Genomic DNA, 22,313 nt, shown 5'->3' with positions numbered 1-22,313 from the left:
TCACATAATTGTATTATATAGTTGCTAAAAAATCGATAATGATTTTAAATCATCATCGATTTTTATTTAAATAATTATTTACTAATTTATTTATTTCTTAAACTATCATATAAAATTCTACTACTATTTGAAAAATTTATTTTTTATTAATTCAAAAATAGCAGGAAGCAATGAAATCATAATTATAGCTATAATCACTATGGAAAAATTCTTTTCTACAAAAGGTATGTTTCCAAAAGAATAACCTATTAACGATATTCCACTTACCCAAACTATTCCCCCTATTGCATTAAAGGTTATAAATTTTTTATAATCCATTTTTCCTACACCAGCAACAAAAGGTGCAAATGTACGTATAATGGGCATAAACCTTGCTAATATTATTGTTTTTCCACCATAAGTTTCATAAAACTTATTTGTTTTATCTATATATTCCTTTTTCAAAAATTTATTATCATCTTTTAATACTTTAGGCCCTAGATATCTTCCTATATGATAATTTACAGTATCACCTAAAATTGCTGCTAGTCCTAAAAATATAATTAATATTACTATATTTAAATTACCTAACGCAGCAAAAGCTCCTGCAGCAAATAAAAGATAATCTCCTGGCAAAAAAGGAATTATAACTAATCCTGTTTCACAAAATATTATTATAAATAATATTAAATATATAAATAATCCATATTCACCTATAAAGGCTCCTAAAAATTTATCAATATGTAAAAATACATAAAAGAAATTACTTATTAAATCCATTACTTATACTCCTTATCATAGCTATAACTTATTTAATTATTTTTCCTTCTAATTTTAAATATAAATTAGCTACTTTTTTACTAAGAAATTTTGAATATAAATAGTTAGTAATAAAAACTAATATGTATGCTCCAATAACATCTAAAGGATAGTGATGACCAACATAAAGTCTAGATACTCCTACAATACATGATAAAGTTATAAGAATAACACCATAAACTTTACTATATTTATTTATACCTAAAGCTATACTCATTGTAAAAGTTGAATGATCACTAGGGAAAGATGCGTTAGGACTATGTGGAAATAATAAGTTTACATCATGTGAAACAAATGGTCTAGGATGGTAATAAACTATTCCTATCATGGCACTTAAAAATAAATTTAACACTGTAAAAACGCCTGTATTGATTGCAATAGTTCTAGTATTTTTATCTTTTTTAATAAATCCATAAATATACAAAACTAGAAGTGCTATAGCAAAAATTATAGGTACATATTTTGAAAATATTATCATAATATTATCCATAAGCTTGCTTTTACCAGCTAACTGATTTACTAAATCAAAGAGCTTAAAATTCATAAAAATCACCTCAATTTTTCTTTAGTTAATTTTATAGGGCTTAAAATTTAAATTTTAATCTTATCTTATACCCCCTATGCTTATTAACTATTTAAGTTTAAATTTATAAAAATGTCAATATAATTTTTATTTCTTATCATTTTTAGGCTTAACTAAACTACCTGTTTACATTTCACCTTGAAAATAAATCATTCCTGTTATCACTAAAAGTTCATTACATATTCTTTTTCTTTCACCATATGTTACCATAGTGTTCAAAGAAAATATATTAACTTTAAAAACTGTCTTTAATTTCAATCGAATATTTAAATTTCACTATAAAAATTAACATTAAAAATTTATAATCATTTATATTTTTTAATATAAATAGTATAAGTTAGTAATTTTTTAAATTGAGGAGGATATGATTTTGGAATCAAATCAATCTATAACTGCTAGAGGGGTTCTTAAGTTCATTATTCCATCATTATTAGGAATTTTTCTTTTTATGATACCTATACCTTTTAATGTACAAATAACCATACCTGTAGCAATATTTGCAAAGGTTATAACTACAAACCTTGAATTATATTTACCCACGATTGCTGCTATAATAATATGTTCCAGTGTATTATTTACTATCTATGCTAAAATTGCAAAGCCTAAATTTTTAGAAAAAAATAAATTTCTTAAAGGATTATTTAATGTAAAACCTATATGGTTTTGGATTAGAATAATAGGTATGACCTTAGTTGTATTAACATTATTTGAACTAGGTCCTGAATGGATTTTCTCTGAAAATACTGGTGGATTACTTCTAAATAGCCTACTCCCTGTACTGTTTGCTGTATTTTTATTTGCAGGTCTACTGCTACCACTTCTATTAAACTTTGGCCTACTTGAGTTTGTTGGAACCTTACTTACAAAAATAATGAGACCTATCTTTAATCTTCCTGGACGTTCATCAATAGATTGTATAACCTCATGGTTAGGTGATGGTACTATAGGTGTGTTGCTTACAAGTAAGCAATATGAAGAAGGGTATTATACCAAAAGAGAAGCAGCTGTTATAGGTACTACTTTTTCAGCAGTTTCTATAACCTTTAGTTTAGTTGTATTGCAAACTGTAGGATTAGAAGAATATTTTCTTCCATACTACCTAACTATTTGTTTAGCAGGAATAGTTGCTGCTATTATACTACCAAGAATACCTCCACTATCAAGAAAGGAAGACACTTATTGCACTCCTCCAAAGGATAAAGGAGAGGTTATTCCAAACGGATATAGTAAATCTCAATGGGGTTTAAGATTAGCAGTTCAAAAAGCTAAAAGTAATAATATAAAAGATATATTTAAAGAAGGAACTCAAAATGTTTTAGAAATGTGGCTTGGCGTTATGCCTGTAGTTATGGCTATTGGAACAATTGCTGTAATTATTGCAGAATATACATCTGTTTTCAAATTTTTAGGATTGCCATTCTATCCAATACTTAAATTATTCCAAGTACCTGAAGCCTTAAGTGCTTCTCAAACATTTGTAGTTGGCTTTGCAGATATGTTTTTACCTTCAGTTATAGCTGCTGCCACAATAGAAAGTGAAATGACAAAATTTATAGTAGCTGCTGTATCTGTAACACAACTTATATATATGTCAGAAGTAGGTGGACTTTTAATAGGTTCTAAAATTCCTGTTAACATGAAAGACTTGTTGATTCTTTTTATAGAACGTACTTTAGTCACACTCCCTGTCATTGTAATTGTAGCTCACATATTATTTTAAACTTATAAACAAAAGGATATATTAAGGCATTAACTTGCTTTAATATATCCTACATTTTAAATATGTAAGTTAACCCATCTATAAATTTTAAATACTATCTAATGAAAATCACCTTCAACTAAATCAAGAATTTCATAAATCTCAGGATATTTAAATAACCTTCCTTCTTCAAGCATTTCTTTAAACTCATTAACTGTAATCCACTTAGCTTCAGCAACTTCATTTTCTTGTAAAACTAACTCTTCTAAATCAATATCTTTTCTTACTAAATATAAATCCCAAATTAAATCTGTTCTAAAAATTCTTCGCATAAATTCCACTTCATCTTCAGAAATTTTTATTCCTAATTCTTCGTTGACTTCACGAATACACCCATCTATAGAATTTTCTCCTGATATCATTCTTCCTGTTGTTAATCCCCACACCCCTGGTAGTATCTCACAACTGTTAGAACGTTTTTGTACTAATATTTTAGAATCTGAATTTATAATCCATGCCTCCATAGCTAAATGATACTCACCACTGTTTAATTTTTCCCCTTTTTCTTTTACTTTTCCTGTTTTATAACCATCTTTATCATATATATCCCAAACTTCCACAATTACCCCTCCTAATTCTAACTTTATATTCTCTCTACTACCTTACAGGGATTCCCATAGGCAACACAATTACTTGAAATAGATTTAGTTACTACACTTCCAGCCCCAATAACTGTATTATCGCCAATAGTAACTCCTGGACAAATAATCGCTCCTCCTCCAATCCAAGAATTATTACCTATACTTACTGGTTTGGTAAATGTTGTATATGCTGCTTCATTTGAAGAATTTGTTTTAATTCTTTCTAATGGATTTATAGGATGAGTTGCCGTATATATTTGAACAGTTGGCCCAATAAGAACATTTTCTCCGATTGTTATAAAGTTATCATCTATAAAAACACAATTATAATTAATAAATGTATTCTTTCCAATAGATATATTTTTTCCATAATCACAGGAAAAATATTTTTCTATCCAAACCCCATCCCCTACAAATTTAAATAAATTCTTTAAAACATTAAATTTAAATTCCGCCTCTGTAGATGAAGCATTATTAAACTCTTCTAAAAGATTTTTAGCATTATGATACATACCAATAAGTTCAGAATCCCTTGAATCATAAATCTCTCCTGCCAACATTTTTTCTCTTTCAGTTAACATAACTCATATATTCCCTTCTTATTTAATAACTTATTTTTTAAAACTTACAATATTTCCAGCTTGTTTTCCTATATTATACAATTTTTTTGTTTTACTATCAAAAATTCATTCCAAACTATAACTTTTCCTTTAACTAAAAAAATCAAGGCTTAACCTTGATTTTTTCTATATTGTTATACTTTTTTAAGCGCCATTTTAACACCAAAATAAATCAGTAAAACTCCGACAATTATATTTAATATTTGAATTACATATGCTGGTAAAAATATTTTCGTAAAAGTACCTAATACTACAACTAACGTTAAAAAACTTAATGTAGCCATTAAAGCACCAATTCCAAAAATATAAATATCTTTTCTTTTCATATTTTCTTCAATAATTTTAGTAGAAAATACCCCTGCCCAAAATACTATTGTAAGTGGATTAGATGCAGTAAGTATTATAGATTTTAAAAATACGCTATTTGAATTTCCTGCCCCTTGAAGACTTAAGCTTGGTATAAAGTTAATACCAAATTGACCTAAAACTGTACTTAATCCAAAAATAATTAGTATAATTGCTCCAAAAATTTTCAGTCCTACTTTTACTTTCCTTTTTTCTATTATAGATGCTATTCCTAAAATAGCCGCAAAAATATAAAGACCATCAACTATAGTAACACCTAACACTCCAGTTTCTGCTACGTAAAAACCTTTTAATGAAGCCATCTGCAATATAAAAATACAAACAGGGCCTATTGCTAACTGCAATAACATTCCAAATTTTAAACCTTTTAAAAACATCCTATAACTCCTTTTAGGCATATAAGCTAATTTATTCAAACTTAATGCTTAAAAACAAATGAATAAATTATCCTTTATTAATTAAATAAATATGCCTTAAACATTAATATCTTCTTTTAGTGATGATAGAGTGATTATTGTATTTGATTGAACTACACCTTTTATTTTTTTTAGTTTATTAGATATAAAATTTTCTAAAACGTTGGTATCTTCTACAAGTATTTTTAGCAAATAATCATATTTACCGACAACGTGATGACATTCTAATACAGAATTATATTTAACTATAGCTTTTCTAAATCCTTCTATATTTTCAGTTTTATCAATATTAACAAAAATAAATGCTAAAAGTTTATAATTAATTTTATCTCTATTAATCCTTACTGTGTATTTCTCAATTATACCGGCAGATTCTATTTTTCTTATTCTTTCTGATACAGCTGGTACAGAAAGCTTCACTCTTTTACTTATCTCTGAAGTAGTTGATCTACTATTTTCTTTTAATATATTAATAATTTCGAAATCAATAGCATCTATGATTAATCACCCCTAACTTTTCTAAAGTAATTTTATTTTATAATATTAAATTAATATAAGTAAATATTTTTGAAAAAATCAATAAATTTTTAAGTAAAATATAACTTTTAGTTTAAATTTTTAATTTGTAATATTACATATACGTCTAATACTTTAAATTATTAAAGTGTTTTTTAGCAAATATTCAAAAAAAGCACATGGAATAAACATATTAAACCATGTGCTCTTTATTGTTAGGTATATTCAATTATCATATATATTATTTAATTATTTCTTTTTTTATCCCTCTTTTTAATGTGCTTTCGTAGTCAATGAATTCATAAATATCTTCATCAAATGCATCACTAAATTTTTTAAGTTCTTTTAAATTTAAGCTTTCTATTGTAGTACAATATTCTTCGCAATAAAGTACTATCTCACCTATTATTCTATGAGCATCCCTAAATGGAATTCCTTTAGTAACTAAATAGTCTGCACCTTCTGTAGCATTTAAAAAACCTTTTTTAACTGCATTTTTAGTAACTTCTTCATTTACTTTTAAACTTGAAAGCATTCCACTCATTATTTTAAGACAACTTATAACATTGTTAGTACCGCTAAAAAATCCTTCTTTATCTTCTTGCATATCTTTATTATAAGCTAAAGGTATACCTTTCATAGTAGTAAGTAATGCCATTAAGTTTCCATAAACACCACCAGTTTTGCCTCTAATTAATTCTGCTGCATCTGGGTTTTTCTTTTGAGGCATTATAGAACTTCCTGTAGAAAATTCATCACTAATCTCTATAAAATCAAACTCTTTACTGCTCCAAATTATAATCTCTTCACTCAATCTACTTAAATGCATCATTATTATTGAACATGCACTTAAAATTTCAATAGCAAAATCCCTATCACTAACTCCATCTAAAAAATTATCTACTGGCTTTTTAAAACCTAATTCCTTTGCAGTAAAATCTCTATCTGTATTATAAGTAGTACCTGCTAATGCACAACAACCTAATGGGCTTTCATCCATTACTTCTATTGCATTTAGCATCCTTTTTTCGTCTCTTACAAGCATATTATAATATGCCATAATATGATACTTAAAAGTAACTACTTGAGCTCTTTGAAGATGAGTATATCCTGGCATAAGTACATTATTTTCATCACCAAGTTCTACTATGGCTTCTTTAAGATTCACAATTTCTTCTATAATTTCTTTAGCTCTATCTTTTGCATAAAGCCTAAAGTCTAATGCAACTTGATCATTTCTACTTCTTGCAGTATGAAGCTTTTTGCCTATTTCTCCAATTCTTGAAATTAAGTTCATTTCCACAAAACTATGAATGTCTTCATATTCTCCTTCAATTAAAAGTTTTCCTTCATCAATATCTTTTAAAATAGAAATTAGCCCTTTAATTATTTCATCTTTTTCTTCATCAGTTAAAATGTTACATTTCGCTAACATCTTTACATGTGCTATGCTACCTTGTATATCATATTTATATAGCTTTTTGTCAAATCTTAATGAACTATTAAAATCTTCCATAAGCTTGCTTTCTTTCTCTTTAAATCTTCCTCCCCACAGCTTCATATAAGATCTCCTCCAATTCAAAATTTTTATTTCTTTAATGCTTTTATTCTTGATGGAAGACTAAATAATCTTATAAATCCGCCGGCATCCTTATGACTATATAAATCACTTTCACCAAAAGAAGATATGCCTTTATCATAAAGTGCATTTTCTGTAAACACTCCTGCATTTGTTACATTACCTTTATATAATTTTACTTTAACTGTACCTGTAACATTTTCTTGTGTTTTCTCTACAAAAGCATCTAAAGATTCCCTTAAAGTAGTAAACCACAATCCATCATAAACAAGCTCTCCATATTTTAAAGCTAATCCTTGTTTATAGTGATATGTTATTTTATCTAAAGTCAATCTTTCAAGTTCTCTGTGCGCCTCATAAAGAATTGTTCCACCAGGGGTTTCATATACACCTCTAGATTTCATTCCAACAAGTCTATTTTCAACTATATCAATTATACCTATACCATTTTCTGAACCAAACTTATTTAAAGTAGTTATTAAATTCACTCCATTTAACTCTACTCCGTCTACTTTTTTAGGCTCACCCTTTTCAAAGTAAATTTCTACATAAGTAGGTTCATCTTTTGCATTTTCTGGTGCTGTTATTGAAGAGTATAACTCCAACTTATGCTGATTTTCTGGATCTTCTAAATCGCCACCTTCATGACTAATATGCCATAAATTTTTATCAACAGAATATATTTTCTCTTTTGTTACAGGCACGTCTACACCTTTGCTTAAAGCATAATCTATAGCATCTTCTCTTGAAGAAATATCCCACATTCTCCAAGGTGCTATAATTTCTATAAGTGGATCACAGGATGCAATTGCTACTTCAAATCTAACTTGGTCATTTCCTTTTCCCGTACATCCATGACATATGTATTTTGCACCCTCCATTTTTGCTATTTCTACTAATCTCTTAGCCATAAGTGGTCTTGCAAGAGAAGTTCCAAGAAGATATTTATCCTCATAAACTGCTCCAGCTTTTAATGCTTTATATACATATTCCTTCACAAATTCTTCTCTTACATCTTCTATATAAACCTTCTTGGCACCAGTTCTTATTGCTTTTTTCTCCACTTCTTTCATATCATCATCTTGTCCAACATCTACACATACCGCTATAACTTCTAAATCATAATTTTCTTGTAACCAAGGAATTATGATTGATGTATCTAACCCTCCTGAGTATGCTAATATCACTTTTTCTTTATTCATAAATTAATCCCCCTTATTTTTAGTCAAAATTTTATATCTTTATTTTTTATTTTTAGCAATTATAGAAATGCACTCTATAACTTAAATTTATATATTATTTTTTGTTATCAGTTGAGAAAAATAAGTACAAATATAGTTAGTTGAGAATTAAAAATCATTGATGAAACTGAACATCAGTTTCTTAATTGTAAAAATACGTTGAGAATTACTAGGAGCAAAGTAAGTAGTAATAACCATAACTGTTCACTATTCACTCTTAACTAAAATAATCTGTTAGTCATTAAAAATAAACTTTAATACTCCTGTCCTTCTTGTCACGGCTGTAAACTTTGGATATAACTTCAGTTAATTTCATATCCTAAATTCAACTTTTATTTTCTCAATTGATAATATAAATCTAATAAATTAATTTAAACTGGAACTTGTTTCCCTATATTACTTTCTTTAAAAATTCTTTTGTTCTTTCCTCTTTTGGAGAAGTAAAAATCTCACTTGGTTTACCTTCCTCTATAATTTTCCCACCATCCATAAATATCACTCTATGTCCTACATCTTTAGCAAAACTCATCTCGTGAGTTACTACTACCATAGTCATACCTTCACTTGCTAAATCTTTCATAACATTTAAAACTTCACCAACTAATTCTGGATCTAATGCAGAAGTTGGTTCATCAAAAAGCATTATATCTGGTTCCATAGCAAGTGCTCTGGCTATTGCTACCCTTTGTTTTTGACCACCTGAAAGTTTTGATGGATAATAATCCATTTTATTTTCTAATCCAACCTTTTTTAATAAATTTTCTGCTTTTACTCTTACCTCATTTTTTTCTTGTTTTTTTACTATAATAGGCGCTTCCATAACGTTTTCTAATGCCGTCTTATGTGGAAACAAATTAAAATTTTGAAATACCATCCCCATTTTAGTAGTTACTTTTCTTAACAAATGTTTATTTTTCTCATTCAATTCTTCATTTTCTATTATTATCTTACCTTCATCTATAGTTTCTAGATGGTTTAAGCATCTTAAAAAAGTACTTTTTCCTGACCCTGAAGCTCCAATTATAACGAGAACTTCTCCTTTTTTAACCTTTATATTTAAATTTTCGAATACTGTTAATTCCCCAAATTTTTTAGTAATGTTTATACCTTCTATCATATACATAGTCATTCCCCCCAATTAATATTTAGCTAGTTTTTTCTCCCATTTGGAGAACATACCTGTAAATATCGTAGTTAAAACTAAATAAATACATGCTGCAATAAAAAATGGTTCTATTGGTCTAAAATTAGATGAATATATCTGCTGTGCAGTTCTCATCAATTCTTCCATAGCTATGATAGAAACTAATGAAGTATCCTTTAAAATCGTTATAAATTCATTACCTACCGGCGGTATTATAACTTTAAAAGTTTGTGGAAGTACTACTCGCTTCATAGTTTGGCCATAAGTAAATCCTAAAACCTTACAAGCCTCAAACTGTCCCTTATCAACAGCTAAAATGCCACCTCTAATTATTTCTGACATATAAGCTCCTGAATTTAAACTTAAACCAATTATAGCCGCTGACATAGGTTCTAATTTTATTCCTAAAAAAGGTAACCCATAGTATAAAAAGAATAATTGCAATAGCATAGGTGTACCCCTAACTATCCATGTATAAAATGAAGCTAAGGAATATATTAATTTGTTCTTTGACATTTTTAATAATGACACTGCTATCCCAATTAAAGTTCCTAAAACTACAGAAATTATTGTTAAGAATATAGTCATACCTGTTGATTGTAGTAGTATAGGAAATATCTGCTTTAGTATATCAATATCCATAGCTTCTTCACCCCCTCTTTATCTTAAGTATTTTTTTAAAGCTAATTATTTATAAAAATCATAGCCAAACCATTTCTCTGACAGTTTGGATAAAGTACCATCTGCCTTTAATTCATCAAGTGCCTTTTGGACTTGATCTTTTAAATCTGTATCTTCTTTTCTAAACCCAGCACCTACATTTTCCTCTGAAAGCTTAGCATCAAGAAGAATTAAATCCCCATCTCTTTGGGTTAGATAATATCCTCCAACTTGTCCATCTGCTATAACTGCATCAAGTCTTCCAATAGATAAATCATTAAAAGCTTCTGTTATCCCATCATATTTCTTAATTTCTTTTAACCCATCAATTTTTTGTGCAGCCATATCACCAGTAGTTCCTAGTTGCACTCCTATAACCTTATCCTTTAAGTCTTCTACATCATTTATAGATGCATTATCCTTTTTTACAATTAACTTTTGTCCCCCTACTATGTACGGCTGTGAAAAATCAATTTCTTTTTTTCTTTCATCAGTTATAGTCATTGTTGAAAGTATCATGTCATATTTTTTAGCTTTAAATGATAAAATAATTCCCTTCCAGTCATTATTTATAAACTCTGCTTCAACCCCAAGTTTTTTAGCTATCTCATTTCCTAAGTCAACATCAAACCCTACTAAGTTATGATTTTCATCCCTAAATTCCATAGGCGGATATGTATCATTAAGCCCAATTAATAACTTACCTTCTTCTTTAACCTTTTCTAAAGAATTAATATTTTCATCTCTAACTTTTTCATTGCCACATCCAACAAAAGCAAAAAAACTTATTAATATAATTCCAATCAACATAAGAATTTTCTTCATAGTATCATCTCCTTTCCCTTAAATTTTTGTTATTATAGATAATACATCCTTTCTCATAATTATGCAAGTATATTTTTATATTTTTTTAAAATATTTTTCCTTTTGTCTTTAAAAGCCTTTAAATAAAGGATTCTTTTAAAAGCAAAAACCATACATTAAACTCATTTTTTCTATTTTTATTCTACATCTGCATATTTATTCATGTATATACATCGCTTCATTTTTATTTTTATTTTATTTTTTAAAACAAAAGGCTATCTTAAAATAGATTTTTAACTCTATTTCAAGATAGCCTTTTGTTTATTTAATAAGTATTATTTAGAACAATACACCTTATTATTTATATATTATTATATTAAGATTTAGTTAATGTAATAATTATTTTTCTTATTATAGTTTTTATAATCAAGAAATTATATATCTAAGTTTTATCACTTATTATTCAAGAACCAACCTCTTGTATTATTAGCAATTTTAACAAGTGTTAGCATTATAGGCACTTCTGTTAGAACACCTACCACTGTAGCAAGAGTCGCTCCAGATTTAAGCCCAAATAGTGATATTGCCACTGCAACTGCTAGTTCAAAGAAATTACTTGCACCAATCATACCTGCCGGAGCAGCAACACTATGAGGAAGTTTCCATAACTTTGCCCAACCATAAGCAATAGTAAAAATTAAAAATGTTTGAATTGTTAACGGTACTGCAATTAACAATATGTGAAGTGGATTATTTAATATAATTTCTCCTTGGAATGAAAAAATTATAATTAAAGTTAAAAGTAATCCGATAATAGTTATATTATCAAATTTCTTTAAAAATATATTATTAAAATATTCTATTCCCTTATTTCTTACAACATATTTTCTTGTCAAATATCCTGCTGTAAGTGGTATGACAACAAATAGTATTGTTGATAAGATTAATGTTCCATAAGGTACTGTAACATCACTTACCCCTAATAAAAATGCTACAATAGGTGCAAATGCTATTAATATAATTAAATCATTTACAGCTACTTGAACTAATGTATATGCAGGATCCCCTTTAGTAAGATAACTCCACACAAATACCATAGCTGTACATGGTGCTGCTCCTAACAATACTGCACCTGCTAAATACTCTGTAGCAAGATTTTCTGGAATAAATCCCTTAAATACAACTTTCAAGAAAAAAGCTGCTATAAAATACATGGTAAATGGTTTTATAAGCCAGTTAGTAACACATGTAACCACTAATCCCTTAGGTTTTTTAGTTACATCAACTATACTATTAAAATCAATTTTCAACATCATTGGGTATATCATAAGCCAAATTAAAATAGCTACTGGTATAGATACATTATAATATTCAAATTTATTTAATGTCTCAGGTATAACAGGAATAAATTGACCTATAAGTATTCCTACTACAATACAAAGTGCCACCCATATAGTAAGATATCTTTCAAAAAATCCTATACCTTTATTCTTTTCTTGTGACATCTTTTTTCCTCCTATACTTCATTATTTTTAATTTTTTCAACTAAGCCTTTAACTTTCTTTTCTATATCTTTTGCAGTTTTAATAAACTCCTCATCACCTTTTCCTGTAGGATCTTCTAATCCCCAATCCTCCACATGCTTTCCAGGTAAATATGGACATTGTACATTACATCCCATTTTTATAACTATGTCTACCTGTGGCAAGTCAGCTAAAAGCTTAGACTTTTGAGATATATTCATATCTATATCATATAAATCCTTTATTATTCTTACAGCATCTTCATTAATATTTTGTACTAATTCTGTTCCTGCTGAATAACTTTCAAAAAACTCATAACCATATAACTTACCTAAAGCTTCAGCCATTTGTGACCTGCAAGAATTATGAACACATATAAAAGCTACTTTCTTTTTCATTAATTTTTCCTCCTATAATTTTAGTCATACTTACATTTGCATTTAGATTTTTCTTTACAAATACATTCATCAGTATCTGTTATAAGATTCATAAGAAATAAAATAAGCTTATTACAGTTAGAATTATTAAGAGCATAATAACTCCATAATCCATCTTTTCTAGATTGTACAATTCCACAATCTATCAACACCTTCATATGGTGTGAAAGTGTTGGCTGTGTAAAATCAAAATGTTCCAATATATCACAAGCACACATTTCTCCACAGGATAATATATCAATTATTTTTAATCTATTAGCCTCTGATAATGCCTTTATTATTTTTGCATTTTCATCATAACATTTCAAATGTTTTTCACCCCTTTATATTTATAGTTATCTATATACATATATTAAACTTTCATTTTTCTTTTGTCAATACAGCATTCTAGCCTTTGAATTTATTACATACATTTATTTATATCTATATGTTTATATTTTCATAAAATGTACAAACTAACATTTTTCGCTTTTCCATAGACTCCAAAAACCAATTTCTATAAATCCAATATTTTTATAAATTTTACCTGCTATTGGATTATCATAAAACAAACATACTGTTTTCCCTTCTAAAAGTAAATCTATACACAATTTAGAAACTAAAGCCGTTGCATATCCACACCCTCTATAATCTATATGTGTACAAACCCCAACAATCATTGCAGAATAACTGTTTTCAGCTGTAGTTTCAGCGCTACACACAACTTTATTTTTGTTATTTAATAAGTAATATCCTCTTCCTGTCTTATCAATAAATTTTTTTTGAAATCTTTTAACATCTTCTATAATTTTTCCATCATTTATAATTTCATGAAGTTCCAAAATTTTCACTGCATCTTTCACTTCAATTTTTATTGCTTTTTTTAATAATTCACCTTTATACAAATTATCATTTTTATCTAATTTTGCAAAATACATATTTCGCTTTTCCTTTGCATTTATATATTTACCAAACTTCTCTACAGCTTTTCTTTCTCCACCTAACAATTTAAAATTATATTTTTTTATAATTTTAGAAAACCCTAAGACATCAAATTCTTCTTTAGAATAAATAGTAAAATCTTCATAAAATCTCATCAAGACAGCTATTAATTTATAATTCTCATCAAATTCTACCCAATACTCTAGAAAATCTTTATTAAGCCCATAATTCTCTAGATCACCTATCATAAATAAATTCAACTCTTTTTTCACTTTAAGAAAATTTAATAACTCTATATTATGTGAATCATCTAACTTTAAAATCATATCTTCCCCTCCATTTTTTCAATATATGGCTTATTTCAATTTTTTTCTTTATATACCTTCTATAAATTTATTTGAGTAAGCTCTTATTTAAATTTATTACTTTTCAACACTATAATTTTGGAATTTTAGGCTTAAATTTACGCTTATACTCATTCTCCTATAGTGCATCAGTATAATATAATATTTTTCTCAAATAATACTTTAAGATAATTAAACTACATGTAAATACTTTTTTTTAAAGAGTATAATTATTATAATCGTTATATATTAAATTTAAGATAGGAGGATATTCTATGAACAAATTAAATAATTTTATTAATATTTTAGCAGGAAGTTTTGATAACTCTGAACAATTTAAAGAATTGGAAAGTAGAGGAATTACAAATTTTCCATTTGCCAAACATGTAAATACTATATGCAATGATAAAATAACAAATCTCCCTAAAGATTTTCAGGGTATTTTTCTTGTAGAAGAAAGTTATTATACTTCCGATGGAAAAACCCATTCATCTCCTCATTTATTTCTATTTACAGAAGAAAATGAAGGAATTAAATTAACTTCTTATGAACTTCCAAAAGGATATGATAAAAATACTTTTACATATACACAATTAGAATCAATAGATTATAATAGTTTAAAAATATCAGAAAAATTCACACCAGCAATATATACTTTGAAAGACAATGTATGGGAAGGTGGAAGTGTAAGCATGTTCTCTCCAGTTCTTAAATTTACACTATTTGAACGCTTTTCAGAAGGAACATTAGAAGTATCTGAATCAATGGAGGTTAACGGGAAAAGAACCTTCGGATATGACCAACCAATTATATATAAAAAAATTCATAAGTAAAGATATAAATGAAGACATCTGTCTAACAAAAGGCATATGTCTTTTTTATTTTAGAAGGAAAAAACGTAAATGATATTGAATCTAAAAAATAAAGCATACAGTTTTTTTATTTTATTGTGGATTGTAAAAATTTAAAATTATATATTAAGTAGGTGATATAAATGTTTTTTTATATTTTAATTATAATATTATGTACTCTTATTTTCTGTTTATTAAATGGCCTTATTTCTATATTTAATAATAGATTTGAGAATAAATTTGTTTATTTTGTATTTGGTGAAGAAGTTTTAACCACCTTTTTTGAAAAGGAAAAAATTTCTACTAAGTTATACAAGAAAATTAAATTTTGGGCTTTAATAGAATCATTAATAACAATAGCTATTTCTTTTATATTCATATTGATATTTAAAGAAAATTCGTTGATTACTCTTAAATATATTTTAATTATCACATTGTTTTTAACTAAATTTACTATTAATAAACTTGTTTTAAATATAATAAAGCAAAATTAAAATGAACCCTTCAAAATAGATACCTCTTTCAATTATGGTATATATTTTAGGGTTCATTCTATTTTAATTGTATTTTTCTACATATTTCAAACTTATTTTAAGTCGGATTAGTTATATTTTATATTTTATTTACATATAAGAAATAAAAAAACTTTATTAATCATAGTTCTTTTACAAACATTTATTGTAAAATATGTTATTATTAGTATAGCTATATTATTTATAGTATAGCTAATTCTACACTCATATGAGGGGGTATATAGATGATATTTAAAAAACCAAAATTAAATTTAAAATCTAATTTAGTTAGTTGTAAGGAGGTTTTTTAAAAACATCGCCTCAACACAAATCAATCTACTAATACATTTCTTTTTAATATCTATTTCTCTTATATTTAAATTTTTATACCTTTTAATAAAATTATTAGTCCATTGCGATACTTCCACTAAATGCTGAACATATTCTTCAACATTTATCCAAGGTATCGTAATGGTATCAAATAATTTTAATAATGAAAGGGGCGTTATATAATGCTAAAAAGATTTAAAATTAGAGAATCAGTAAGCAAAAAAAAGAAATGTAGACGCCTTACAAAAGAAAAAATATTTATTTATATGATTTATAACAAATCATACAGAAATACAAAAGAAAGATTAGAATATACTAGGTTAAAGTATATTCTTAGTGTTTTTCTGGTCAGTGTTGTATCGATGTTTTTCTGGTATAGATTTACTAACAGCACACATATAATTAATAAAATCATAGAACTTGCAATAGTTACCATAACAGTTCTAGGACATAGTCAAGAAAACATCAAATCAACAAAAAACACAACAGCCCTAAAGAAATTAATCAAACATATAATAAATATGATTAATCAATATCTTTAGGACTTAATCTTTATTGGTAGAAGTAGTCTGGCCACTACTTCTACTTAAATTATTAGCTATTTTATTTATTCTATTCACTTAATACATATTAATTTCACCATTACTATCATAACAATTTTTATAAAAAATGTAAATAACATACTAAATTTCTTTATTTTTTTATTTTACACCATATAATCAACATTTATTATAATAAATTCTATTTTAAATATATTACAATGTATTTTAAAATATGCCTATTTAAAATATTTATTATTTTATTTTTTTAAAAAACTTGTACTTTGAGAGTAAAGTGTTTAATTTTATTTATCTTTTTACATATATATTATTGAAAATACTTTGGTGTTGTTTTATTTATTACTTCTTCTATAATATGAAGAAAGTCTTCAGTTATATCTCTTCTTTTAAACCTAAAATATAATGCTGATAAAAATCCCTTGTGATTACACATTAAATTATGATCATCTGGATAAACATTTGTCTTCTCCATATTTTCAAAACTTTTTATCCACTTTATAATTTTTTCATTTGATATTTCTTCTCTTTCTATTATATTAATAACCGTTGTTACTAATCTTTCTTCTTCGTTATTTGTATAAACATAGTAATTTATACAAATCTTTTTTCTTATACTTTCTAATATCTCTATTAAATTTTTCTCATTTATTTCTTTGCATTTTACAAGTTCAGCAAGTGCATCTGCGGTATGTGCTGCGGTGTGCGCCCATCCTTTATCTATTACGTATCCCCTTACATCTTTTTCTTCGTTTAAATATTTAATTACCTTTTTATATATTCTTATTATTTCTTCATCATTAAAAATTTTACATTCATTATTGTGACTATATACAATACAATCTATAATCAATACACTAAATGACCTATTAAAAACAGAATCATCTCCAACTTTACCAATATTATAAAATAAATGTTTTTCACTTAACACTAATTCTAATATATCCTTTACTTCTTTATCTGTTAACTTCTTTTCTACAATCATATTACAAAGAAGCTCTAATATAAGATTATCCCTTAATTCCGCATCTATTGACCCTATATTTTCTAAACATTTAAGCGCTAAATCATAGTTGTTTACTTTTTCAGGAATAATCCAATCATTATCTCTTATATTTTTTAACTGTTCTTTTAATTCAATAACACCTTCCATAACGCTCCCCCTACCATATATGTTATTTTTTACTATTTTTTTAATTATAGCATATATCCTCTTTATTTCATCCAATTGAGTATTAATTACCTACTATTCTTCCTAAAATAAGTCATTTAATTGTTCTTGAGATAAATCACTAATAACTGCTAAACTATATAAGAAGGAGGATTTTTATATGGCATATTTTGAATACAAAGGGAAAAAAATTTACTACGAAGAAAAAGGTGAAGGTACACCATTAGTTTTATTACATGGTAATACAGCTTCTTCAAAAATGTTTTCTCACATTATAGATTTATACACTGACAAATATAGGGTTATTTCAATTGATTTTCTAGGGCATGGAAATTCGGAAAGATTGAAAGAGTTTCCAATAGAGCTTTGGTTTGATGAAGCCATGCAAACAATCTCACTATTAGAATTTTTGTCATGTGATAAAGCTAATCTATTAGGAACAAGTGGAGGTGCATGGGTTGCAATAAATGTTGCTTTAGAAAGACCTGATTTAGTCAAAAAAGTAATTGCGGACAGTTTTGATGGAAAATCACTTACTTCAAATTTTGCAGATAGATTATTAGAACAACGTACACTATCCAAAAAAAATGAAATGGCAAGAGAGTTCTATTGCTTATGCCAAGGTCAAGATTGGGAAGGTGTTGTTGATAATGACACACACTCTTTATTAAAATTTGCACATGAGAATATTAGTCTGTTTCATAAATCATTATCTGAATTACAGGTACCATTATTGCTTACAGGTAGTAACAATGATGATATGATTAGGAATGATTTTGAGATTGAATATACTAATATCTTACAAGAAATTTCTCAAGGAGAAAAATATATATTTCAGGAAGGATTTCACCCATCTGTTATATCTAATGGAGAAGAATTTGCAAAAATAGCTAAAGCATTTTTGGATAAAATATAAAGTATCTTGTTTTGTCATTCGGCAAATTTTATAAGGTTATACTTAATTTTTGTATTAGTTTAAAGTAAAGTCATAAAACTTTAATTGAAAAGTAGTACCAATAGAGTGTTGGTACTACTTAAATTTGCTTATAAAAAAATAATATTGACATCAATAATTAGGCAACTTCGTGACCTCATTCATTACCTTTTTAAGCTAACTTATTTTATGTTCAGTGAGAAGAATAAATTTTCAAACTTCCTTATTGTTTCTGATACTTTCGGCAAAATCTTTTTATTCTTGGTGCTTGACATACAATAAAACTAATACTATTATCTTACTAAGAGATAAATGTTATTTTCTACTCTTTAATATTTATAAAAATTTGCCTACCAGTAATTTAACTCATAAAAGACTTTTTCACAGAAAAAATTTTGCACTACATTATAGAGAATTTTTTTCTATAGCTTTATTTATAAATAACAATATTTTTTAACGTTCACTTCAATATATAGGTGAATTAACCATTTTAATTACAAAATATCATTGACAAATTTTTTCTTATATATAAAATTAGAAGCTGTTTCATTGATAAAATAAGCAACTGCAATTCCAAATAATGATAAGTTAAAATAAATTGATAAAATTAACATTATTATTAATGTACACAAGTTTACCAATGCAGTAGTGTATAAAACAAACCTACTCTCTCCAACAGCTTGTAAAGCACTCTGATATACATAAGCTCCTGATGAACAAATATTCGCTATAAGAAAATAAATTATAAACTTAGAAACAATATCTAATGCTTGAACATTGTTACTTATTAATCTTGCAAAAAATAATTTTTGATTTACCAAGACAATTGCAATCACACAATATGCTAACGTAGATATCCTGTTTGCATATTTAGGATAATTAAATATTTCCTTATTATTTTTCTTACTATTACTAATGCTAGTAAGACTTATGACAGCGGATCCATATATATATTTAAAAATAAATAAAAAACCTAACAAAGCTTCTATAATAGCAAGAGCTGCATATTCTAATTTTCCAACACGAATAATAATCATATTTACACCTATAGTAAATAAAGATCCATCTATTATTTCTTGAAGTATTAAAACTATCGATTCCTTAACATGAAGACCTATATTCCTGAAATATTCTTTAATTGGATTTCTGAAATATTGCAAATTAATATTTGCCGATAATATATATATTAGTAAATTGACAGTTAATGCTATAACAGTAGACCAACCAGCCATAGATACCCCTAACTTTGGAACTCCCCATTTACCCAACACAAAGAAGTAATCTATAACAAGGTTTATAATTGAGGCTGTCGTACTACCTAAAAGAATCCATTTTGTATTATTCTTAACTTTAAAAAAAGTGCCAAAAGCAAATAGTAACAGTTGCAACACTACATATAGACTCATAGGATTTGCATATAATACAGCTTGTTTTAAAGATTCTCCATCTAAATCATACAATAAATTTAAAATTTTTCTGTTTCCAATGAGCATAATCAATGCAAAAAAAATACCAATTATTAAACTAAGCATTACTGATGTGAAAAATTCGAAATAAAATCCTTTTTTATCATCTTCCCCTAATCTTTTCCCCAACTTTATATTTAATGCAATAGTTATAGCACCCAAGACTCCAGCAATCATCGAAAGCGTAGATGATACTAGAGCTACAGCGTTAAAAGATTCTGTAGAAAGTCTAGCAACAATAGCAGTATCTGATACACCCATAAAATAACTGGCTATAAACTGTATAAGTAACGGAAAAGCAAATTTATTTAAATTCTTTACCATACTGTTTTTCACAGTATCAATCATATGCTTTTTCATAATATCAACCCTATATTGTTAATTAAATCATTCACTAATATATACTTAAAAAAGGGTGTATTTGAAGTTAACTCAAATTTTAGTTCTTTATATTCTTTAAAAGTAATATCATATTTTTTATAAAAAAGAATATAACCTTCCTGTTCTGATAATTCTTTGTAAATGATAAAAAATATTTCAGCAGCTATGGTGTTTAAGGAATAAAACTCTAATGCATTCGGATCAAAAACCACCCACTCTGAATTTCCAGAATACATTGGTTCTCTTCTAAATATAAAATTCTTTTTTCCTTCTATTACAAAACTATCCGTATCTATCATAAACTATACCTCCAAATTATAAAAACACGATGTATCGGAACCCAAAAGATTCCCCTCACTATTGTATGCACTAGATTTATATACTCCTCCACACCACTCCATACCACATTGTAATTCAAAGTGACAATCATTAAATATTTGAAAAGGTCAAATTTTAATAACTGTCACCTATATTTATACTTTTAGCTTCAATTTAAACACTAAAAAATCTAAACCAATTTTTCTGATACTAATTTTAATGCTAATTTACTTTTAATTTATTACTACATTATGTGATAATAAAGATTTTAAATAAGCTATTCATTGAAAATTGATTTAGAAACTCTTATAGATTTTTGTTTGATTTTTTTGACCTAATCCAAGGACGGATTAGCCGGTGCACCAGACAAGGACGTCGCTTCTCCGGGTAGTCATAAAAATCAGATAAAAATCTATTTAGAGTTTCTTTGAAATCTTCATAGACTAGCATTTTAAATTTTTTCATTATTACTTTTTATCATTATAATTTTGGAACTTTTTTGTCTTAGCTTTATGCCTATGCTTATAAACCTATATCATTTCTACATTGACTTATATACCAATCTGATGTTTCATTAAGATCTATTTCTTCTCTAAAATAATAAAATTTATCATTAACACATTCTTTTAATATTTCTCCAAGTGGTGAAATAATCATTGTAGGACAATGTTGATTTACATGGGCATTATTAGCACTTATTAAAAATCTTTGATTTTCTGCAGCTCTGCTAACAAGGTGACTTCTCCACACTGAAATGCCTTTTCCTTGTACAGCATTGGTTAAGTATATAAATATGTCCGCTTTATGTTTTGCAAGCCATCTCCACTGTTCTGGAAAACGAATTTCTCTGCAAAGTTGTATTCCTAAATTTATAGTTTTTTCTCCAATTTTAATTGGATAAACTTCCAACTTATCTCCTTCTTTAAAATACCCTCTTTCATGAAAAGCCAAATTTAACTTTTTATATATAAAATCTGGATTATTATAAGAGTAACCTATTGCAGCATTGCACCATGTGTCATTTTCAAAAACACAGGAACCAAATACTAAATGTACCCTTTTTTTAATAACTTCATCTTTTAATAACTTCATTGCATTTTTAAGTTCTTTTACATTTATATTTTTAAGAAAGTTAACATCATCACTATATCCCGATAACGCTCCTTCTGGTAATATAACTAAATCATCCTCTTTTGATTTTTCTAATACTGACATTATGTATCCTAAGTTTTCATTTATATTAAAGCTTATAGGAAATTGTGTAACAAGTACTGAAATCTTCATAACTAGCCCCCTAAATATTAAATATAATATATATCTATTTCTATAATGTATTATTTAAGTCCTTTTAATGTTTATGACATTTCATTTTTTTATATTAAATTTTAAAGGAAGCCATCTCTGACTTCCTTTAATTAATGTAATTTAAACTAATAATTATTAAACTCTTATTTAATAGTCTTATAACAGAACAATTTTAACAAATTGGAATATAAAACTT

General features: G+C 26.8%; 23 protein-coding genes. 4 read left to right on the top strand and 19 right to left on the bottom strand.

Translation table 11 applies throughout. The features are described 5' to 3' along the window. Positions 1-123: 123 nt before the first annotated feature. Both AZI32_RS10425 and AZI32_RS10420 read right to left on the bottom strand, forming a co-directional pair. On the bottom strand, positions 124-759 hold the full coding sequence (locus AZI32_RS10425) for a DedA family protein (RefSeq protein WP_061995778.1): 636 nt from the start codon (positions 757-759) through the stop codon (positions 124-126). A 28-nt stretch (positions 760-787) separates the two neighbouring features. Beyond that, complete coding sequence (locus tag AZI32_RS10420) at positions 788-1,342, bottom strand: undecaprenyl-diphosphatase (protein WP_061995777.1); 555 nt, start codon at positions 1,340-1,342, stop codon at positions 788-790. Between the two features lie 409 nt (positions 1,343-1,751). Here AZI32_RS10420 and AZI32_RS10415 point away from each other — a divergent pair, with 409 nt between their 5' ends. Beyond that, positions 1,752-3,101: a YjiH family protein gene (locus AZI32_RS10415; RefSeq protein WP_242865294.1), complete on the top strand. Its 1,350-nt coding sequence runs from the start codon at positions 1,752-1,754 to the stop codon at positions 3,099-3,101. A 98-nt stretch (positions 3,102-3,199) separates the two neighbouring features. Here the strand turns inward: AZI32_RS10415 and AZI32_RS10410 are convergent, their stop codons facing one another. The 13 genes from AZI32_RS10410 to AZI32_RS10350 form a co-directional block, all read right to left on the bottom strand. Further along, positions 3,200-3,700: an NUDIX domain-containing protein gene (locus tag AZI32_RS10410; RefSeq protein ID WP_061995775.1), complete on the bottom strand. Its 501-nt coding sequence runs from the start codon at positions 3,698-3,700 to the stop codon at positions 3,200-3,202. 23 nt (positions 3,701-3,723) lie between these two features. Beyond that, on the bottom strand, positions 3,724-4,302 hold the full coding sequence (locus tag AZI32_RS10405) for a sugar O-acetyltransferase (RefSeq protein ID WP_061995774.1): 579 nt from the start codon (positions 4,300-4,302) through the stop codon (positions 3,724-3,726). A 173-nt stretch (positions 4,303-4,475) separates the two neighbouring features. Beyond that, a complete protein-coding gene (locus AZI32_RS10400; RefSeq protein WP_061995773.1) occupies positions 4,476-5,084 on the bottom strand; it encodes a LysE family transporter in 609 nt (202 codons plus the stop codon). A gap of 96 nt (positions 5,085-5,180) precedes the next feature. Beyond that, positions 5,181-5,612, bottom strand: coding sequence for an Lrp/AsnC family transcriptional regulator (locus AZI32_RS10395; protein WP_345968958.1), 432 nt, complete (start codon positions 5,610-5,612; stop codon positions 5,181-5,183). Between the two features lie 268 nt (positions 5,613-5,880). Further along, positions 5,881-7,200, bottom strand: a complete 1,320-nt coding sequence (gene argH, locus AZI32_RS10390; RefSeq protein WP_061995771.1) for an argininosuccinate lyase — start codon at positions 7,198-7,200, stop codon at positions 5,881-5,883. Between the two features lie 26 nt (positions 7,201-7,226). Beyond that, positions 7,227-8,420, bottom strand: a complete 1,194-nt coding sequence (locus AZI32_RS10385; protein WP_061995770.1) for an argininosuccinate synthase — start codon at positions 8,418-8,420, stop codon at positions 7,227-7,229. A 430-nt stretch (positions 8,421-8,850) separates the two neighbouring features. After that, on the bottom strand, positions 8,851-9,582 hold the full coding sequence (locus AZI32_RS10380) for an amino acid ABC transporter ATP-binding protein (RefSeq protein ID WP_061995769.1): 732 nt from the start codon (positions 9,580-9,582) through the stop codon (positions 8,851-8,853). Between the two features lie 15 nt (positions 9,583-9,597). Then, positions 9,598-10,245 carry an amino acid ABC transporter permease gene (locus AZI32_RS10375; RefSeq protein WP_061995768.1) on the bottom strand — a complete coding sequence of 216 codons (648 nt, stop codon included), beginning with the start codon at positions 10,243-10,245 and terminating at the stop codon, positions 9,598-9,600. 45 nt (positions 10,246-10,290) lie between these two features. Next, a complete protein-coding gene (locus tag AZI32_RS10370) occupies positions 10,291-11,088 on the bottom strand; it encodes an ABC transporter substrate-binding protein (protein ID WP_061995767.1) in 798 nt (265 codons plus the stop codon). Positions 11,089-11,519: 431 nt separating this feature from the next. After that, entirely contained in the window at positions 11,520-12,572 is a 1,053-nt protein-coding gene (gene arsB / locus AZI32_RS10365) for an ACR3 family arsenite efflux transporter (protein ID WP_061995766.1), read from the bottom strand. 11 nt (positions 12,573-12,583) lie between these two features. After that, positions 12,584-12,988, bottom strand: coding sequence for an arsenate reductase ArsC (locus AZI32_RS10360; protein ID WP_061995765.1), 405 nt, complete (start codon positions 12,986-12,988; stop codon positions 12,584-12,586). A 20-nt stretch (positions 12,989-13,008) separates the two neighbouring features. Then, a complete protein-coding gene (locus tag AZI32_RS10355; protein ID WP_010295008.1) occupies positions 13,009-13,335 on the bottom strand; it encodes a metalloregulator ArsR/SmtB family transcription factor in 327 nt (108 codons plus the stop codon). Between the two features lie 147 nt (positions 13,336-13,482). After that, positions 13,483-14,274 carry a GNAT family N-acetyltransferase gene (locus tag AZI32_RS10350; protein ID WP_061995764.1) on the bottom strand — a complete coding sequence of 264 codons (792 nt, stop codon included), beginning with the start codon at positions 14,272-14,274 and terminating at the stop codon, positions 13,483-13,485. Positions 14,275-14,567: 293 nt separating this feature from the next. Between AZI32_RS10350 and AZI32_RS10345 the strand changes: the two genes are divergently transcribed. After that, the gene (locus AZI32_RS10345; RefSeq protein WP_061995763.1) at positions 14,568-15,125 is read left to right on the top strand and encodes a hypothetical protein; all 558 of its coding nucleotides are present in this window, start codon (positions 14,568-14,570) and stop codon (positions 15,123-15,125) included. A 1,042-nt stretch (positions 15,126-16,167) separates the two neighbouring features. Beyond that, complete coding sequence (locus AZI32_RS10335) at positions 16,168-16,527, top strand: hypothetical protein (protein ID WP_061995761.1); 360 nt, start codon at positions 16,168-16,170, stop codon at positions 16,525-16,527. Positions 16,528-16,852: 325 nt separating this feature from the next. Here AZI32_RS10335 and AZI32_RS10330 read toward each other — a convergent pair whose 3' ends face one another. After that, on the bottom strand, positions 16,853-17,695 hold the full coding sequence (locus AZI32_RS10330) for a DUF2785 domain-containing protein (protein ID WP_061995760.1): 843 nt from the start codon (positions 17,693-17,695) through the stop codon (positions 16,853-16,855). A gap of 178 nt (positions 17,696-17,873) precedes the next feature. On the opposite strand from AZI32_RS10330, the gene AZI32_RS10325 reads away from it, so the two are divergent. Then, on the top strand, positions 17,874-18,629 hold the full coding sequence (locus tag AZI32_RS10325; RefSeq protein WP_061995759.1) for an alpha/beta hydrolase: 756 nt from the start codon (positions 17,874-17,876) through the stop codon (positions 18,627-18,629). 512 nt (positions 18,630-19,141) lie between these two features. Here the strand turns inward: AZI32_RS10325 and AZI32_RS10320 are convergent. From AZI32_RS10320 to AZI32_RS10310, 3 genes are all read right to left on the bottom strand, one after another. Then, on the bottom strand, positions 19,142-20,473 hold the full coding sequence (locus AZI32_RS10320) for an MATE family efflux transporter (RefSeq protein ID WP_061995758.1): 1,332 nt from the start codon (positions 20,471-20,473) through the stop codon (positions 19,142-19,144). Continuing rightward, on the bottom strand, positions 20,470-20,793 hold the full coding sequence (locus AZI32_RS10315) for a hypothetical protein (protein ID WP_061995757.1): 324 nt from the start codon (positions 20,791-20,793) through the stop codon (positions 20,470-20,472). The genes AZI32_RS10320 and AZI32_RS10315 overlap by 4 nt, the downstream gene beginning before the upstream one ends. Before the next feature lie 541 nt (positions 20,794-21,334). Further along, positions 21,335-22,096, bottom strand: coding sequence for a carbon-nitrogen hydrolase family protein (locus AZI32_RS10310; RefSeq protein WP_061995756.1), 762 nt, complete (start codon positions 22,094-22,096; stop codon positions 21,335-21,337). Between the last annotated feature and the right edge of the window lie 217 nt (positions 22,097-22,313).

The sequence above is a fragment of the Clostridium sp. ATCC 25772 genome (genome assembly GCF_001573875.1).
In the GTDB taxonomy this organism is placed as follows: Bacteria; Bacillota; Clostridia; order Clostridiales; family Clostridiaceae; genus Clostridium_J; species Clostridium_J senegalense.
This window is presented reverse-complemented; position numbering and strand designations above follow the sequence as displayed.

Excerpts from the sequence above, each read along its gene's own strand:
- AZI32_RS10425 (WP_061995778.1), bottom strand. The coding sequence starts at position 759 with ATGGATTTAATAAGTAATTTCTTTTATGTATTTTTACATATTGATAAA.
- AZI32_RS10420 (WP_061995777.1), bottom strand. The coding sequence starts at position 1,342 with ATGAATTTTAAGCTCTTTGATTTAGTAAATCAGTTAGCTGGTAAAAGC.
- AZI32_RS10405 (WP_061995774.1), bottom strand. The coding sequence starts at position 4,302 with ATGTTAACTGAAAGAGAAAAAATGTTGGCAGGAGAGATTTATGATTCA.
- AZI32_RS10400 (WP_061995773.1), bottom strand. The coding sequence starts at position 5,084 with ATGTTTTTAAAAGGTTTAAAATTTGGAATGTTATTGCAGTTAGCAATA.
- argH (WP_061995771.1), bottom strand. The coding sequence starts at position 7,200 with ATGAAGCTGTGGGGAGGAAGATTTAAAGAGAAAGAAAGCAAGCTTATG.
- AZI32_RS10385 (WP_061995770.1), bottom strand. The coding sequence starts at position 8,420 with ATGAATAAAGAAAAAGTGATATTAGCATACTCAGGAGGGTTAGATACA.
- AZI32_RS10380 (WP_061995769.1), bottom strand. The coding sequence starts at position 9,582 with ATGTATATGATAGAAGGTATAAACATTACTAAAAAATTTGGGGAATTA.
- AZI32_RS10375 (WP_061995768.1), bottom strand. The coding sequence starts at position 10,245 with ATGGATATTGATATACTAAAGCAGATATTTCCTATACTACTACAATCA.
- AZI32_RS10370 (WP_061995767.1), bottom strand. The coding sequence starts at position 11,088 with ATGAAGAAAATTCTTATGTTGATTGGAATTATATTAATAAGTTTTTTT.
- arsB (WP_061995766.1), bottom strand. The coding sequence starts at position 12,572 with ATGTCACAAGAAAAGAATAAAGGTATAGGATTTTTTGAAAGATATCTT.
- AZI32_RS10360 (WP_061995765.1), bottom strand. The coding sequence starts at position 12,988 with ATGAAAAAGAAAGTAGCTTTTATATGTGTTCATAATTCTTGCAGGTCA.
- AZI32_RS10350 (WP_061995764.1), bottom strand. The coding sequence starts at position 14,274 with ATGATTTTAAAGTTAGATGATTCACATAATATAGAGTTATTAAATTTT.
- AZI32_RS10345 (WP_061995763.1), top strand. The coding sequence starts at position 14,568 with ATGAACAAATTAAATAATTTTATTAATATTTTAGCAGGAAGTTTTGAT.
- AZI32_RS10335 (WP_061995761.1), top strand. The coding sequence starts at position 16,168 with ATGCTAAAAAGATTTAAAATTAGAGAATCAGTAAGCAAAAAAAAGAAA.
- AZI32_RS10330 (WP_061995760.1), bottom strand. The coding sequence starts at position 17,695 with ATGGAAGGTGTTATTGAATTAAAAGAACAGTTAAAAAATATAAGAGAT.
- AZI32_RS10325 (WP_061995759.1), top strand. The coding sequence starts at position 17,874 with ATGGCATATTTTGAATACAAAGGGAAAAAAATTTACTACGAAGAAAAA.
- AZI32_RS10320 (WP_061995758.1), bottom strand. The coding sequence starts at position 20,473 with ATGAAAAAGCATATGATTGATACTGTGAAAAACAGTATGGTAAAGAAT.
- AZI32_RS10315 (WP_061995757.1), bottom strand. The coding sequence starts at position 20,793 with ATGATAGATACGGATAGTTTTGTAATAGAAGGAAAAAAGAATTTTATA.
- AZI32_RS10310 (WP_061995756.1), bottom strand. The coding sequence starts at position 22,096 with ATGAAGATTTCAGTACTTGTTACACAATTTCCTATAAGCTTTAATATA.